The organism is Stenotrophomonas sp. 05L413 (assembly GCF_056397945.1).
Window position 1 is genome coordinate 40,123 of sequence record NZ_JBFTOL010000006.1, and the last position, 15,975, is coordinate 56,097.

A 15,975-nucleotide genomic window follows, 5' to 3' on the forward strand; every position below is an offset into this window, starting at 1 on the left:
GAGGACCGCATGCCGTCACCGCCTTCCCCCTGGGACGATGCCCCGCTGTTCCATCTGTTCTGGCACAACGGCGAACTCAATCCCGCGCGCGCGGACGTGATGCGCGCGCGGATCGCCGAAGATGTCGCACGCGCCTGGTCGCCGCCACGGCCGTTGCATGCAGCCGCCGGCGTCGCCTTGCCGGACCCGGTACACCCCGGCGATGCCCTCGCGCAGCGCCGCAGTGGCCGCCGCTTCGGTGACGCGCGCTGGGGCGCCAAGGAACTGGGGCGCGTGCTGGCCCCGCTGCGGGCCCGGCCCGGCGACAGTGACACGCGGCGTCTGCCATCCGGTGGGGCCAAGTACCCGATCCAGGCCTATGCCGCGCTGTACGGCAACGACGATGCGACCGCGGCAGCGCCGGGCATCCATTGGTACGACCCGCTCGAGCACGCGCTGGTGCCGGTAGCGCCCTGCCCCGCATGGCCGGCGCTGTCCAGGCTGCTGGGCGTGGACTGGCCCGAACGCCCTGCAGTCGTGCTGTTCCTGATCGCCGAGCCGGCCGGCACGCTGGCCAAGTACGTCGAGCGTGGTGGCCGCTTCGTGTTGATCGAGGCCGGGGTCTGGCTGGGGGCGCTGGGGCAGGAAGTGGCGGCGATGAATGCCGCCGGCTGCGCGATCGGCTCGTTCGAGGATGCCGCCGTGCTGGCCCTGCTCGGGCTCGACCCGCGGCGGCATCTGGCGGTGTTGGCCTATGCGTGTGGTCCGGCGCCCTGAACGATCGCCGGAATCGCGGAGAGCGTTGACGGCCGTGGCCGGACCGTCTGCGCTGCGTATCGACTGTTGGTCGCTGTGCCTTCCCGCGTGCGACCACGACCGGAAATTGCCAGCGAATGGCCGCTGGCTGGATTGCCCCGATGCTGCAGCCACTCGACCATGAGCTCCCCCGCTCACGGACGACGCACGTTATGACCGACACCCCCTTCTGGATGCTGCTGGCCGCCACCGGCACCGCGCTTGCCGTGCTGCTGCACATTGGCTGCATCGCCTTCGGCGCGCCGTGGTATGAATTTTTCGGCGCCGGCCAACGCATGGTGCGACTGGCCCGGGCCGGGCGTGCCGAACCCGCCGTGATCACGGCCGCGATCACCCTCGTGCTGGGCATCTGGACGCTGTACGCCTTGTCGGCCGCCGGCTGGGTCCGCCCGCTGCCCGGCACCCGCTGGGTGCTGCTGGGGATCATCGGCATCCTCGGCGGCCGGGGCCTGGCCGGGCTGATCATTGGCCGGGTCCGCCCGGGCTACAACGGTGCGCGCTTCTGGTATGCCAGTTCCCTGACCTGCCTGGCGCTGGCCGCCCTGTACGTCGCCGGCACCCTGACGCGGTAGTACCCGCCGGCAGCCCCTGAGCACGCGATGGCCGGCCAGCGGCCGGCGCTACCGGTAACCGGCCAGCATCCGCCGCCGCTGGGGACGACGGAAGCAATCGTCAAGCATATGCTCATGACCGGTGCGCATCAGGCCCTTCCGGATCGGCCTGAACAGGCGCGCGGTGGGGGCGGCCGGCACCGGCGCAGCGCTCTACAATGGGCGCATGCAGATTGGCCCCTACAACATCCAGCCCAACGTGGTGCTGGCGCCGATGGCCGGTGTCACCGACAAGCCCTTCCGCCTGCTGTGCAAACAGCTGGGTGCAGGCTTGGCTGCCTCGGAGATGACCATCTCCGATCCGCGCTTCTGGAACACCCGCAAATCGCTCCACCGCATGGACCATGCCGGCGAACCGGACCCGATCAGCGTGCAGATCGCCGGTACCGAGCCGCAGCAGCTGGCCGAGGCGGCGCGCTACAACGTGGACCACGGCGCGCAGATCATCGACATCAACATGGGCTGCCCGGCCAAGAAGGTGTGCAACGCCTGGGCCGGTTCGGCGCTGATGCGCGATGAGGATCTGGTCGCGCGCATCCTGACCGCGGTGGTCAACGCGGTGGACGTGCCGGTCACCCTGAAGATCCGCACCGGCTGGGACTGCGACCACCGCAATGGCCCGCGGATCGCCCGCATCGCCGAAGACAGCGGCATCGCTGCGCTGGCCGTGCACGGCCGTACTCGCGACCAGCATTACACCGGCACCGCCGAGTACGAGACCATCGCCGCGATCAAGGCGGCGCTGCGCATTCCGGTGATCGCCAACGGCGACATCGATTCGCCGCAGAAGGCCGCGCAGGTGCTCAAGCAGACCGGCGTGGATGCGGTGATGATCGGCCGCGCCGCGCAGGGCCGCCCGTGGATCTTCCGCGAGGTGGCGCATTACCTGGCCACCGGCGCGCTGCTGGCGCCGCCGTCGGTCGCCGAGGTACGCGATCTGCTGCTGGGCCACCTGCATGCGCTGCATGATTTCTATGGCGAGCAGCAGGGCGTGCGCATCGCACGCAAGCACCTGGGCTGGTACGCCAAGGACCGGCCGGAAAACGCCGCCTTCCGTGCGGTGGTCAACCGCGCCGAGGATGCCGCCAGCCAGGTCGCCCTGACCACCGAATATTTCGACGCCCTCGCCGCCGGCGAATCGTTGTCGTCCGCTGCCTGAGCCTTCGCCATGACCCCGCCCATCACTGCACCGACCTATCTCCACGGCTTCTCCGATACCGAGCAGCACCGCCTGGTCACCCAGTCGCGCCTGTTCGAATCGAGCATCTTCAGCGGCATCGATTACGGCGGTGCCACGCGCCTGCTGGAAGTCGGCAGCGGCGTGGGCGCACAGACGGACATCCTGCTGCGGCGGTTCCCGGAGCTGCACGTCACCGGCGTGGACCTGAGCGAGGCGCAGCTGGCCACCGCCGCCACCAACCTGGCCAGGACGCCGTGGTGCCGCGAGCGCTACACGCTGCTGCAGGCCGATGCCGGCAACCTGCCGTTCGGCGCGCGCGAGTTCGATTCGGCCTTCCTGTGCTGGGTGCTGGAGCATGTGCCGTCACCGGCGCGGGTGCTCAACGAAGTGCGCCGCGTGCTGGTGCCGGGTTCGCCGGTGTATGTCACCGAAGTGATGAACGCCTCGTTCCTGCTCGACCCGTACTCGCCGCATATCTGGCGCTACTGGATGGCCTTCAACGATTTCCAGTACGACCACGGTGGCGATCCGTTCGTCGGCGCCAAGCTCGGCAATCTGCTGCTGGCCGGTGGCTTCCGCGATGTGCACACCGAGATCAAGACCATCCACCTGGACAACCGCGAACCGGCCCGTCGCAAGACCATGATCGCGTTCTGGGAGCAGCTGCTGTTGTCGGCCGCCGATCCGCTGCTGGAGGCCGGCCTGGTCGACCAGGAAACGGTGGACGGCATGCGCCGCGAATTCAGCCTGGTCCAGAACGATCCGAACGCGGTGTTCTTCTTCTCCTTCGTGCAGGCCCGCGCAACGGTGTATTGATCGCGGCGCGGCGCTAGCGCGTTGCCCAGGCGACCAGGGTCACCACGACCGCTGCCGCCAGCAACACCCAGATACCCAGTCCGCCCCGATCCCCCGGGGCCACCGTGCTGCCACCGGCGGTGTTGCGGGCGCCTTCGCGCGGGCGTGCGGTGGGTGTGTTGCCCACTTCCAGAGTGCCGGTGCCCGGCCGCTGGCTGCGCTCGGTGAGTTTGTTCTGCATGCGTCGCGCGCGCTCGGGATCGACCTTGCGCAGCTCGTCCAGCAGCACCTGCTGCTGGCGTTCGCGGTCCGGCTGCGCCTTGGCCTTGCGCATGATCTCGCGCAACGGCACCGCCGGCTGCTCGGCGGAGCGGCCCGGGGCCAGCTCCAGCAGCAGCGCGCGATACTCCGGCGGCACATCGGCCAGCCGGGTGTAGCGCGTTCCATTGATTTCCATGTCGAACCGCTCGGTCACGGTGCCTCCGTCCAACCTGCCTTCGGTGCCATCACATCGGTGCCCGGCGGCGCATGCCAGATGCGCTGCCACAGGGCCGCGAACCGGCGCTTCAGCATCGTCCTGCCCTGCTCCCCTTCATACGCCGGGCGCAGCTGTCGCGGTGTGATCGCGGCCCAGCCCTCGCCCTCGGCCCGCGCGACCGCGAAGGTGAAGGTGTACTCCGGCTCCAGGCCCATGCGCAGATCGCTGAGCCGCAGTTCGCCATCGACCACCTGGGCACGCATGAAGCCGCGGTTGAACCAGTTCAGCCGCTGCACGGCCGGCAGCTCGGCCGCCTGGCGCAGGGCCTGCACATGGGAGGGATGGCCCTCGAAGGTCATCGGGCCGTGGTCGGCGATCAGCGAACGCTCGCCGATCACGTAGCCGTTGGGCGTCATCGCCACCACCTGCCAGAGCAGCGTGTTGAACGGCATCGCCACCGAGAAGCGCGGCGCATCGCCCAGCCCCATCGCCGCCAGTGCGCGGTCGGCTTCGCGATCGACGCTGTGCTTGGCCAGCAACGACCAGCCCAGGTAGCCACTGCTGAGCACCAGCCCGGCCACCAGCGCCTTCTGCGCCAGCGGGCGCGCCCGCGCGAACCACGCCACTGCGCAGGCGAGCAGCAGCCACACGGTGTACAGCGGGTCGATGATGAAGACGCTGGCCCACATCGTCGGGTGCGGGGTGAACGGCCACCACAGCTGGGTGCCGTAAACGGTGAAGGCATCCAGCAGCGGATGGGTGATCAGCGCCAGCAGGATCGCCCAGAACCAGCGCCCCGGCGCCTGCGCCACGCGGCCGTGACCGAACCGTTTGAACAGCCACCAGATCAGCGCGGCCACCCACGGCAGCACCAGCAGCGAGTGACTGTAGCTGCGGTGTTCGACCATCAGCGCCACGGGATCGGCAGCCGTGAAGGCCAAGACCAGCGCATCCAGGTCCGGCAGGGTGCCGAGTGCGGCACCGGCCAACAGGGCAGCGCGGCGATGGCCGGCCGGGGCGATGGCGGCGGCGACCGCGCCGCCGAGAACGATCTGGGTAAAGGAGTCCATCGGCCGATGCTAGCAGCCGGGACTGGCCCTGCGCCTCTGCCCTTCTGCTCAGGCCGCTCTGGCCAGTGCGGCGCTGCCGGGAAGCGCCGCCAGGGTCTGCCCGGTGTGATCCAGCAGCCGCAGGCTCCCATCCGGCTCTTCGGCCAACGCGGTCAGGCTTTCCACCCAGTCGCCGTCGTTGGCATAGATCAGCCCGTCGCGTTCGACCAGCGCGGCGCGGTGGATATGCCCGCAGACGATCCCGTCCAGTCCGCGCCGCCGCACATCCGCAAGCCCGGCCTGGACGAAACGTTCGATGTAACGCTCGGCCGCGCCGCTGCGCTTCTTGAGGAATTCGGAGAGCGACCAGTAGCGCTGGCCGAGCCGTCGTCGCGCGGCGTTGAGCAGGTGGTTGCCGGTGAGGATGCGGTAGTACAGCCAGTCCCCGAACTTCTCCTGCAGACCACCGAAGTGGGTGACACCGTCGTAGTCATCGCCGTGCACGACCAGCAGCCGGCGCCCGTCCGCGGTCACGTGGATCGCCCGCCGACGCACCTGCATGGCCGGCAGCATCAGCCCGCAGACCTTGCGCAGCGAGGCATCGTGGTTGCCCGGGATGTAGATGATCTCGGTGCCGGTGCGCTGCAGCGCGTGCAGCGCCTGGATCACCTCGCTGTGGGCCGGCCGCCAGGCGGCCCGGCGGTGCGCCATCCACCACAGGTCGATGATGTCGCCCACCAGATACAGGCGTTCGCAACGCAGCTCGGCCAGGAACCGGGCCAGTTCGGCGGCATGGCAGTGGCGTGAGCCCAGGTGCACGTCAGACAGGAAGACGGCCCGCCGATGGGGCGCCAGGGTTGTCACGGGCCGCGTGGCGGCCTCCCGCGCGTCGCGCTGCTCGAATGCGTGCATGGCGTGCTCCTCAGGTCCGGCGGCCGGATGCGCCGAAGCCTGCACGGCCCCGGCGACAGCCCGATGGCGGTTTGACGACGGGCCGGTGACACGCCCCCGGCCTCGCCAGCATCCGGGCGCCCGCGCATCGGCATTGGCGGCAGGCCATTTGTCACGCCCGTGGAACACTGGGCGGCGACGCTGGGCCCCAATCCCGTCACACAGGGCCCTGCGACGGGCACGCGGGCTTAACCACGGGCAACCCGTGCTGACGCACAATGCAAGTGCGCGACTTGCCGTGTATCATTCGCGGCCATCTTTCCATCCGAATCAAAGGATATTACGCCTGATGTCCAGCTACCTGTTCACCTCCGAATCGGTCTCCGAAGGCCATCCGGACAAGATTGCCGACCAGATCTCCGATGCGGTGCTGGACGCGATCCTGACCCAGGACAAGCGTGCGCGCGTGGCCTGCGAAACCATGGTCAAGACTGGCGTGGCCATCGTCGCCGGTGAAATCACCACCAGCGCCTGGATCGACCTGGAAGCCTTGACCCGCAAGGTGATCCTGGACATCGGCTACGACAGCTCCGACGTCGGCTTCGACGGCGCGACCTGCGGCGTGTTGAACCTGATCGGCAAGCAGTCGCCGCACATCGCCCAGGGCGTGGACCGCAAGAAGCCCGAAGAAATGGGCGCTGGCGACCAGGGCCTGATGTTCGGTTATGCCACCAACGAGACCGACAGCTACATGCCGGCCGCGATCCACCTGTCGCACCGTCTGGTCGAGCAGCAGGCCAAGATCCGCAAGAAGAAGAACTCGCCGCTGTCCTGGCTGCGTCCGGATGCCAAGAGCCAGGTCACCCTGCGCTATGAAAACGGCGCCGTCTCGGCCATCGACGCGGTGGTGCTGTCGACCCAGCACGCCCCGGGCGTGAAGCAGAAGGACCTCATCGAGGCCGTCCGCGAAGAGATCATCAAGCCGGTGCTGCCGGCCAAGTGGCTGCACAAGGGCACCAAGTTCCACATCAACCCGACCGGCAAGTTCGAGATCGGCGGCCCGGTGGGCGACTGTGGCCTGACCGGCCGCAAGATCATCGTCGACACCTACGGCGGCTGGGCCCGTCACGGTGGTGGCGCGTTCTCGGGCAAGGATCCGTCCAAGGTCGACCGTTCGGCGGCTTACGCGGCCCGTTACGTCGCCAAGAACGTCGTTGCCGCCGGCCTGGCCGACCGTTGCGAAGTGCAGGTCTCCTACGCCATCGGCGTGGCCGAGCCGACCTCGATCTCGGTCACCACCTTCGGCACCGGCAAGATCAGCGATGACAAGATCGAGAAGCTGATCCGCAAGCATTTCGACCTGCGCCCGTACGGCATCATCCAGATGCTGGACCTGATCCACCCGATGTACCAGCAGACCGCGGCCTACGGCCACTTCGGCCGCAAGGCCAAGGAGTTCAGCTACACCAACGGTGCTGGCGAACAGGTCAACGCGACCGCCTTCTCCTGGGAGAAGACCGATCGCGCCGCCGCCCTGCGCGCGGATGCGAAGTTGAAGTAAGACCTCGAAAGGGCCGCGAAAGCGGCCCTTTCACTTTGTAGGTAGTGCCGGCCGCTGGCCGGCTGGCCGCGCGCAGCGCGGCAACTATCGAAGAAGCAACGACGGGCCGCGACAGCGGCCCGTCGTCGTTTCAGCCTGCCGGCCAGCGGCCGGCACTACCGGGCCTGCCATCGCCCGCTACAATCGACCCATGCCCGAATTCAAATCCAACCAGCTGTCCATGACGGTGCTGATGTCGCCGGACATGGCCAATTTCTCCGGCAAGGTGCACGGCGGCGCGGTGCTGCGCCTGCTCGACCAGGTCGCCTACGCGTGCGCCAGCCGCTATGCCGGCAGCTACGTGGTCACCCTGTCGGTGGACCAGGTGATGTTCCGCCAGCCGATCGCGGTCGGCGAGCTGGTCACCTTCCTGGCCTCGGTGAACTACACCGGCACCTCCTCGATGGAAATCGGGGTCAAGGTGGTGGCCGAGGACATCCTCAAGCGCAGCGTGCGCCACGCCAACAGCTGCTTCTTCACCATGGTCGCGGTAGACGACGACGGCAAGCCGACCCCGGTGCCGCCATTGGTGCTGGAAACTGCCGACGAACGCCGCCGGCATGCCGCCGCGTTGATCCGCCGCCAGCTGCGCGAGGAGATGGAGCAGCGCCACCTGGAGCTGCTGGCATCCAATCCGCCCGCACCGGGCGATCTGGTCGAGCAGGTCTGAACCCTGCGCCATGACCCACGGTCATGGCCTGCCGGATGGCGCGCGCTGCCGGCCAGCGGCCGGCACTACCCCGTCATGGCCTACCCGGTGTTCTGTACGCCCTGAGAAACACCGTTCACACACGCCACCAGCGCGCGCAGTACGTCATCGTCTTCGCCCCCGCTTTCACGCCAGCGGCGCAGCAGGTCCACCTGCAACACGCTGATCGGATCGATGTAGGGGTTACGCAGGCGGATCGACAGTGCCAGGCGCTGATCGTGCTGCAGCAGTTCATCCTGCCCGGTCAACGCCAGGATCCACTGCGAGGTGAGCTCCAGCTCGCCCTGGATCTGCGGGAAGAAGCGGCCATGCAACGCACCGGACAGCTGCGAGAACTGTTCGGCGATGGTCAGGTCGCCCTTGGACAGCACCATCGCGATGTCGTCCAGGAAGGTGCTGAAGAACGGCCAGTCGCGCGCCATCTCTTTCAGGAGGCCTTCGTGACCAGCGTCGATCGCCGCCTGCAGGCCACTGCCGACGCCATACCAGCCCGGGATCACGGCCCGCGCCTGGCTCCACGCGAACACCCACGGAATCGCGCGCAGGTTGGTCAGTGCGGCATCCTCGCCCAGACGGCGCGAAGGGCGTGAGCCCAAGGTCATCCGCTCGATCACGTCGATGGGCGTGGCCAGGCGGAAGTACTGCATGAAGTCTTTCTGGCCGACGAAGGCGCGGTACGCCTCCGAACTCTTCTGCGCGATCAGGTCCATCACCGGGCGCCACTGTTCCTCGCGCGGTTCCGCTGCGCGCGGGCGCAGGCTGGAGCGCAGCACCGCACCGGTGGACTGTTCCAGCGAGCGCAGCGCCAGTGCACGGATGCCGTACTTGCGATGGATCACTTCGCCCTGCTCGGTCACGCGCAGACGGCCGTCGATGCTGCCACGCGGCGAGGCATCCACGGCGTGCGTGGTCTTGCCGCCGCCGCGGCTGATCGAGCCGCCACGGCCGTGGAAGAAGGTCAGCCGGATGTCGTTCTCGGCGGCGACGTCCAGCAGTTCCACCTGGGCACGTTGCAGGCCCCAGCGCGAGGCCGCGATACCGCCGTCCTTGCCACTGTCCGAATAGCCGAGCATCACCATCTGCACATCGCCGCGCGAGGCCAGATGGGTGCGGTAGACCGGGTCGGCCAGCAGATCGCGCAGGGTGTCGGTCCCGCGCTTGAGATCGTCCACCGTTTCGAACAGCGGCGCGATGTCCAGCGGCACCGCGCCGGCGTCATCCACCAGCCCCCCGCGACGCGCCAGTGCAAGCACGGCGAGCACATCGCTGCGGTCATGCGCCATCGAGATGATGTAGCTGCCCAACGCGTCGGCGCCGTGCCGGTGACGGGCATCGGCCAGCGCCGCGAACACTGCATCGAGGCGTTCGCCGCCTTCTTCGTTGCTCGCGGGCAGCGCCTGCTCGCCACTGGCGAACGGGGCCAGGCGCGCCGCGCGGGTGACCGCATCAGCGCCGTCCCAGGCCTCCTGCCCATCCAGCACGCTGGCCAGCGCCCGGCCGTGCACGCTGGACTCTTGGCGCACATCCAACCTCGCCAGGTGGAAGCCGAAGGTGCGTACCCGCCACAACAGGCGACGCACCGCGAAACCGCCGGCATGGTCGCCCTTGTTGTCGTGCAGGCTGCGCAGGATCAGCTCGATGTCGTCGGTCAGCTCCTGTGGGGACGCATACGCACCGTCCGCATCGTCCATCGTCGCCTGCACGCGTGCGCGCATGCGGTCGTTGAGCAGGCGATAGGGCATATCGGCGTGACGCGGCCGCGAGGTGACCTTGGGCAGCAATGCCTTGTAATGATCCACGCGCGCCTGCAGCGCATCGCTGACCGCCACCCGCTCGGTGGACTGGCTGAGCAGGCTGGCCAGCTGCAGCAGGTCTTTCTGGTAGCGACCGAGTACGGCCTGGCGCTGCGCATCGAGCGTGTTGCGGATGGTGCCGGCATCCACGTTCGGATTGCCGTCCATGTCGCCGCCCACCCACGTGCCGAAGCGCAGCAGGCGGGGCAGCGGCAGTGCTTCGCCGTAGGTATCCAGCAGCGCCTGCTGCAGCGATTCGTACAGCACCGGAATCACCCGGTACAGCACCTGCACCAGATAGAAGCCGACATGCTCCCGCTCGTCATCCACGGTGGGGCGCACGGGCGAGGAATCGGTGGTCTGCCACGACGCCGTCAGGGCCATGCGGAAACGCGCAGCGTCGGCGGCGGCTTCACCCGGCGTGCGCTGGCCGTCGAGGTTGTCGACCAGGCTGGCGACCATCAACTGCTCTTTTTCCAGCAGCGCGCGGCGGACCGCTTCGGTCGGATGCGCGGTGAACACCGGCTCGATATCGATGCGCGGCAGCCACTGCGCCAGCTCGGCCAGGGTCACGCCCTGCGCTTTGAGATTGACCAGTGCGTCCTGCAGGCCATCCGGCTGCGGCGTGGCCGTACCGGCACGCTGGTAGTCGCGGCGGCGGCGGATGCGGTGCACGCGCTCGGCGATGTTCACCACCTGGAAGTAGGTGCTGAAGGCACGCACCATCGCTTCGGCGCGCGCCGGCGGCAGGCCGGTCAGGACGTCGTTGAGATCGGACAGCGGGGCGTCGCTTTCGCGGCGGGCGATGGCGCGCGTACGCACCTGTTCCACATCATCGAAAAACTGCGTGGAGACCTGCTCGGCGAGCAGGTCGCCGACCAGTGCGCCGAGTCGGCGTACATCGTCACGCAGGGGAATATCGGGAGTGGCAAAAACGATGCTGCTACGGTACTCGTTCATCTGCGACGCACTGGCCTCGGGAACGGAATCCGCTCAAGCCTAACCCACAATGGGGTCATTGCTGCGTCGCGCAAATAGTTACATCTGGTAGTGCCGGCCGCCAACGGCCGGCACTCCCCATCCTTTCCCGTACCGGCCAACGGCCGGTACCTCCCGCCTCAGCGCTGCTTCTTGATCGGCTTGCCCGGACCGACGGTCTGCTCCAGCCAGCGCTCGCTCTCGGCCAGCATGGTCATGATCGATTCGCGTGCACGGTAAGCATGCGATTCATTGGGCAGCATCACCAGGCGCGAGGTACCGCCCAGCCCCTTCACCGCGGCGAACATGCGCTCGCTCTGGATCGGGAACGTGCCGGAGTTGTTGTCGTCCACGCCGTGGATGAAGAGGATCGGGTCCTTGATCTTGTCGGCGTAGTTGAACGGCGACATCTTCTGGTAGACGTCCTGCGCCTGCCAGTAGTTGCGCTCTTCGGCCTGGAAGCCGAACGGGGTCAGCGTGCGGTTGTACGCACCGCTGCGCGCGATGCCGGCCTTGAACAGGCGGGTATGCGCGAGCAGGTTGGCGGTCATGAACGCACCGTAGGAGTGGCCGCCGATCGCGATGTGCTCACGGTCGGTCACGCCACGCCGCACCACTTCATTCACGGCCGCCTCGGCATTGGCGATCAGCTGCGGCAGGTAGGTGTCGTTCGGCTCCTTGTCACCCTCGCCGATGATCGGCATCGAGGGGCTGACCAGCACCGCGTAGCCCTTGGCCAGGAACGCCTGCGGGCCCCAGTAGCTGATCGCGTTGAAGCGGTACGGGGAATCGGTGACCTGGCTGGCCGCTTCGGCGGTCTTGAACTCGCCCGGGTAGGCCCACATCAGCAGCGGCAACGGACCGTCCTTCTTCGCGTTGTAGCCCGGCGGCAGCATCAGCGTGGCGGTCAGGTCGACGCCATCGTTGCGCTTGTAGCGGATCTGCTCCTTGCTCACCCCACGCAGCTGCGGCAGCGGGTGCTGGAAGTGGGTCAACGCCGTCGGGGCGGCGGTGGCATCGGCCAGCGACTGCACGTAGAAGTTGGCCGGCTCATCGGGCGACTCGCGGGTCAACAGCAGCGAGGTGCCTTCCTGGTCGAGCAGCGCCACCGGCGCGGCGTAGGACGGCGCCTGCGAGTGGAACAGGCGGGTGGTCTGCTTGCTGTCCAGATCAAGGCGATCCACGAACGGACGGTCGCCTTCCGGCGAGGCGCCCAGCCCGTACAGGAAGATGCTGCGGCCATCTGCGCTGACCTGCAGGCGCGAGCGACCGTTGACGTCGCGCACCAGGCCCGGGCGGCCCGGGTCGTTGTAGCGGTCCTGCGAGGAACGCGCCGACAACAGCTCGGCCGCCTTCTCCGGCTGGTCAGGCGCGATCCGCCACTGCTTGACCTCGCGGTTCTTCCACCACGATTCGTTGAGCAGCGCCAGATCGCCACGGCCCCACTGGATGCCCGCATAACGGCTGCCCAGCTGCGCCAGCGTGACCGGCGGCTTATCGAACGGGGCCGCCTGCATCAGCACCGCGTCGCGCACCTTGGCCTCGCGGTTCGGGTCGCCGCCATCCTGCGCTTCGGCCCAGACCAGGGTCGCCGGGGCATCGGCGCGCCAGTCGATCCGGCGCACGCCGGTGGCCACCGCATCGTTGCCGGTCGGCAGGCCTTCCTTCAGCGGCAGGTCGGCGACGGTGTGTTCGAGCTTGCCGTCCACCGCGGACAGCACTTCGATGCGACGCGCGAACGCGCTGGCCGGCACCAGGTAGGAGTACGGACGCACCACCCGCTCGCTCAGCAGGTAACGGCCATCCGGGGAGAGGGTGACATCCCAGTACACCCCACCGGTGGACAGCGGCGTGGTCACCCCGTTGAGCGCGACCTTGGCCGGCTGCGCGCTGGCGTAGTAGTCGAAGAGGCGGGCATCGGCCTCGTTCTTGAGCATGTCCTGGTAGGTGCGGATCGTGCGCACACCGGCGTCGGCCTCGGTCTGCTGGATCGCCGGGCCGGTCGGAATGCCGCCAGCGGCCGGTGCCGCACCCTGGCCCTTGAGCTGCTGCATCACCAGCAGGCCACGGCTGTCGGGCTGCCAGCTGTAGCCATCGCCCATCACCGTGTTCAGATCACCGACCAAGCGGCGCGCCGAACCGGCGTCGACATCGACGATCCACAGTTCATTGGTGTGGGTGGCCGCGTGCACCTGATTGAAGGCGATGTACTTCTGGTCCGGCGACCAGGCAAAGGTGGCGATCGACAACGGCTGCGGCAGCCCGCTGATCTGGCGCTCCTTGCCATCGGCCACGCTCATCAGCCACAGCTTGTCGGCGAAGCTGAAGCGGCTGGCCGAATGCGTGGCCGGGTTGATGCGCAGGCCGGCCAGCTTCAGTTCGGGCTGGGCAACGTCGTTGATCGACGGCAGCGGCGGCGTCTGCAGCAGCGCGGCCAGGTCACGGCGCGGGGACAGGCTCAGCGTCGGCGCACGCGGTGCATCGACCACAGCCTGCAGGGCCGGCGAAGGCAGCTGGTAGCCGCCCTGATCGCCCTTGGCGGCGGCTGCGGTCGGCGCAGTGGTCTTCACGGCCGGCGCCGCGGCCAGCGCCAACGGCGGCACCGCCAGCAGGGCCAGGCCGAGGATCAAGGTATGGCGCCACTGTGGAGCGCGTCGACCGGGGGTGCGTGTCATGTTCTGTGCCTGTGCTGATACGAACCCCCGACCTTAACAGCCGCGCGCCGATCGCCCCCCTGCCGATGGTTGGGGGCAGGAACCGATTCATGCCAATGCAACCGGCCGCGATATAATGGGTGACCCTCCACCGAGGGGCGCTGCGACCGTGCCGGACCTTGTCCGGGGGCGGCCAGGCTCGGTGGCCAGGATTGGTTCCAACGGCGCCCGGCGAACACGAGTATCGACTCGTCATTACACCGGAGCTTTGAATGAACGCTGTTGCCAAGACCTTCTCCACCGAAGGCGATTACAAGATTGCCGATATCTCCCTGGCCGATTGGGGCCGCAAGGAGCTGGACATCGCCGAGCATGAGATGCCGGGCCTGATGTCGATCCGTCGCAAGCACGCCGCCACCCTGCCGCTGAAGGGCGTTCGCGTGACCGGCTCGCTGCACATGACCATCCAGACTGCGGTGCTGATCGAGACCCTGAAGGACATCGGCGCCGACGTGCGCTGGGCCTCGTGCAACATCTTCTCGACCCAGGACCACGCGGCTGCGGCGATCGCCGCCTCGGGCACCCCGGTGTTCGCCTGGAAGGGCGAGACCCTGGAAGAGTACTGGGACTGCACCTTGGACGCGCTGACCTTCACCCTGCCCGACGGCACCCTGACCGGCCCGGAGCTGGTGGTGGACGACGGCGGCGACGTGACCCTGCTGATCCACAAGGGCTATGAGCTCGAAAACGGCAGCACCTGGGTCGATGAAAAGGCCGCCTCGCACGAAGAGCAGGTCATCAAGAACCTGCTCAAGCGCGTAGCCAAGGAGCGTCCGGGTTACTGGGCCCGTGTGGTCAAGGACTGGAAGGGCGTCTCCGAAGAGACCACCACCGGCGTGCACCGCCTGTACCAGCTGGCCCAGGCCGGCACCCTGCTGATCCCGGCGATCAACGTCAACGACTCGGTCACCAAGAGCAAGTTCGACAACCTGTACGGCTGCCGCGAGTCGCTGGCCGATGGCCTCAAGCGCGCGATGGACGTGATGCTGGCCGGCAAGGTCGCCGTGGTCTGCGGCTACGGTGACGTGGGCAAGGGCTGCGCCGCTTCGCTGCGCGCTTACGGCGCGCGCGTCGTGGTCACCGAGATCGATCCGATCTGCGCCCTGCAGGCCGCGATGGAAGGCTTCGAGGTCAACACCCTGGAATCCACCCTGGGCCGTGGCGACATCTACGTCACCACCACCGGCAACAAGGACATCATCCGCATCGAGCACCTGAGCGCGATGAAGGACCAGGCCATCGTCTGCAACATCGGCCACTTCGACAACGAGATCCAGGTCGATGCGCTGAACGCGCTGGCCGGCGTGCAGAAGATCAACATCAAGCCGCAGGTCGACAAGTACATCTTCGACAACGGCAATGCGATCTTCCTGCTGGCCGACGGCCGTCTGGTCAACCTGGGCTGCGCCACCGGCCACCCGAGCTTCGTGATGTCCAACTCGTTCGCCAACCAGACGCTCGCACAGATCGACCTGTGGGCGAACAAGGACAGCTACGAGAAGAAGGTGTACCTGCTGCCGAAGAAGCTGGACGAAGAAGTGGCGCGCCTGCATCTGGAAAAGATCGGCGTGAAGCTGACCACCCTGAGCCAGGAACAGGCCGATTACATCGGCGTGCCGGTGGAAGGTCCGTTCAAGCCGGAGCATTACCGCTACTGATCGGCATGCCGGTCCAGTTGCGTTGAAAACAGACGGGCGCCGGAAGGCGCCCGTTTTTTTTGTGGGTTGAGCGCCATCACGACCAACGATCGTGACCTGCCAGGCGGGCGGCACCGACCGTGGGTCAGTGCGCAGAACGAGGTAGGTACCGACCGTTGGTCGGTACGCCTGGTCCGATAGGCTGGGTCAAGCCGACACGCCGCACCCCACGCTACGATGCGCCCATGACCCCTGCCATCAACCTGCTCAAGACGCTCGGCATCGCGCACAGCGTGCTGTCCTACCACCATGACGCCACCGCCACGTCCTATGGTGGCGAGGCAGTAGAGCAGCTCGGGCTGGATCCGGCGCAGGTGTTCAAGACACTGCTGGCAAGCACCGAGAAGCACGAGCTGCTGGTGGCGATCGTGCCGGTGAGCGGCACCCTGGACCTCAAGGCACTCGCCGCAGCGGCCGGCTGCCGGAAGTGCGAGATGGCCAACGCCGAGGCGGCGCAGCGCGCGACCGGTTACCTGGTCGGGGGGATCAGCCCGCTGGGGCAGAAAAAGAAGCACCGCACCTTCCTGGAGGCGAGCGCGCAGATGCTGCCGACCGTGCACGTCAGTGCCGGGCGGCGTGGGCTGGAGGTGGCGCTGGCACCGGCCGATCTGATGCAGCTCACCGGCGGCAGCTACGCAAGCATCGGCAAAGCCCGTTGACCGGTAGTGCCGGCCGCTGGCCGGCT

13 protein-coding genes and 1 riboswitch are annotated in these 15,975 nt (G+C 67.9%); of the genes, 8 read left to right on the forward strand and 5 right to left on the reverse strand.

The features are described 5' to 3' along the window. Positions 1-9 precede the first annotated feature (9 nt). The 4 genes from AC1DIQ_RS14020 (at position 10) to AC1DIQ_RS14035 (ending at position 3,402) form a co-directional block, all read left to right on the forward strand. Positions 10-756 (forward strand): SagB/ThcOx family dehydrogenase, encoded by a 747-nt coding sequence (locus AC1DIQ_RS14020; protein WP_478050255.1) that lies wholly within the window; start codon positions 10-12, stop codon positions 754-756. A gap of 191 nt (positions 757-947) precedes the next feature. Continuing rightward, on the forward strand, positions 948-1,367 hold the full coding sequence (locus AC1DIQ_RS14025) for a hypothetical protein (protein WP_461770629.1): 420 nt from the start codon (positions 948-950) through the stop codon (positions 1,365-1,367). 205 nt (positions 1,368-1,572) lie between these two features. Then, positions 1,573-2,565 carry a tRNA dihydrouridine synthase DusB gene (gene dusB, locus AC1DIQ_RS14030; protein WP_121042867.1) on the forward strand — a complete coding sequence of 331 codons (993 nt, stop codon included), beginning with the start codon at positions 1,573-1,575 and terminating at the stop codon, positions 2,563-2,565. A gap of 9 nt (positions 2,566-2,574) precedes the next feature. Beyond that, positions 2,575-3,402: a methyltransferase domain-containing protein gene (locus AC1DIQ_RS14035; RefSeq protein WP_121042748.1), complete on the forward strand. Its 828-nt coding sequence runs from the start codon at positions 2,575-2,577 to the stop codon at positions 3,400-3,402. 13 nt (positions 3,403-3,415) lie between these two features. Here the strand turns inward: AC1DIQ_RS14035 and AC1DIQ_RS14040 are convergent, their stop codons facing one another. From AC1DIQ_RS14040 to AC1DIQ_RS14050, 3 genes are read right to left on the reverse strand one after another with little or no spacing between them, the layout of a single operon-like run. After that, positions 3,416-3,856 (reverse strand): hypothetical protein, encoded by a 441-nt coding sequence (locus AC1DIQ_RS14040; protein WP_478050256.1) that lies wholly within the window; start codon positions 3,854-3,856, stop codon positions 3,416-3,418. After that, entirely contained in the window at positions 3,853-4,929 is a 1,077-nt protein-coding gene (locus AC1DIQ_RS14045; protein WP_478050257.1) for a metal-dependent hydrolase, read from the reverse strand. The genes AC1DIQ_RS14040 and AC1DIQ_RS14045 overlap by 4 nt, the downstream gene beginning before the upstream one ends. A gap of 48 nt (positions 4,930-4,977) precedes the next feature. Next, a complete protein-coding gene (locus AC1DIQ_RS14050; protein WP_121042742.1) occupies positions 4,978-5,820 on the reverse strand; it encodes a UDP-2,3-diacylglucosamine diphosphatase in 843 nt (280 codons plus the stop codon). A 328-nt stretch (positions 5,821-6,148) separates the two neighbouring features. On the opposite strand from AC1DIQ_RS14050, the gene metK reads away from it, so the two are divergent. After that, complete coding sequence (metK, locus tag AC1DIQ_RS14055; protein ID WP_019182462.1) at positions 6,149-7,360, forward strand: methionine adenosyltransferase; 1,212 nt, start codon at positions 6,149-6,151, stop codon at positions 7,358-7,360. 190 nt (positions 7,361-7,550) lie between these two features. After that, positions 7,551-8,069 carry an acyl-CoA thioesterase gene (locus AC1DIQ_RS14060; protein WP_121042740.1) on the forward strand — a complete coding sequence of 173 codons (519 nt, stop codon included), beginning with the start codon at positions 7,551-7,553 and terminating at the stop codon, positions 8,067-8,069. An 80-nt stretch (positions 8,070-8,149) separates the two neighbouring features. Here AC1DIQ_RS14060 and ppc read toward each other — a convergent pair whose 3' ends face one another. Beyond that, positions 8,150-10,861 (reverse strand): phosphoenolpyruvate carboxylase, encoded by a 2,712-nt coding sequence (ppc, locus tag AC1DIQ_RS14065; RefSeq protein WP_478050258.1) that lies wholly within the window; start codon positions 10,859-10,861, stop codon positions 8,150-8,152. Between the two features lie 158 nt (positions 10,862-11,019). After that, positions 11,020-13,554 (reverse strand): alpha/beta hydrolase family protein, encoded by a 2,535-nt coding sequence (locus tag AC1DIQ_RS14070; protein ID WP_478050259.1) that lies wholly within the window; start codon positions 13,552-13,554, stop codon positions 11,020-11,022. A gap of 126 nt (positions 13,555-13,680) precedes the next feature. Next, positions 13,681-13,770: riboswitch (S-adenosyl-L-homocysteine riboswitch) on the forward strand. 35 nt (positions 13,771-13,805) lie between these two features. Between AC1DIQ_RS14070 and ahcY the strand changes: the two genes are divergently transcribed. Further along, a complete protein-coding gene (gene ahcY / locus AC1DIQ_RS14075) occupies positions 13,806-15,251 on the forward strand; it encodes an adenosylhomocysteinase (RefSeq protein ID WP_152152356.1) in 1,446 nt (481 codons plus the stop codon). Between the two features lie 224 nt (positions 15,252-15,475). Then, entirely contained in the window at positions 15,476-15,949 is a 474-nt protein-coding gene (gene ybaK / locus AC1DIQ_RS14080; RefSeq protein ID WP_121042730.1) for a Cys-tRNA(Pro) deacylase, read from the forward strand. Positions 15,950-15,975: the final 26 nt, after the last annotated feature.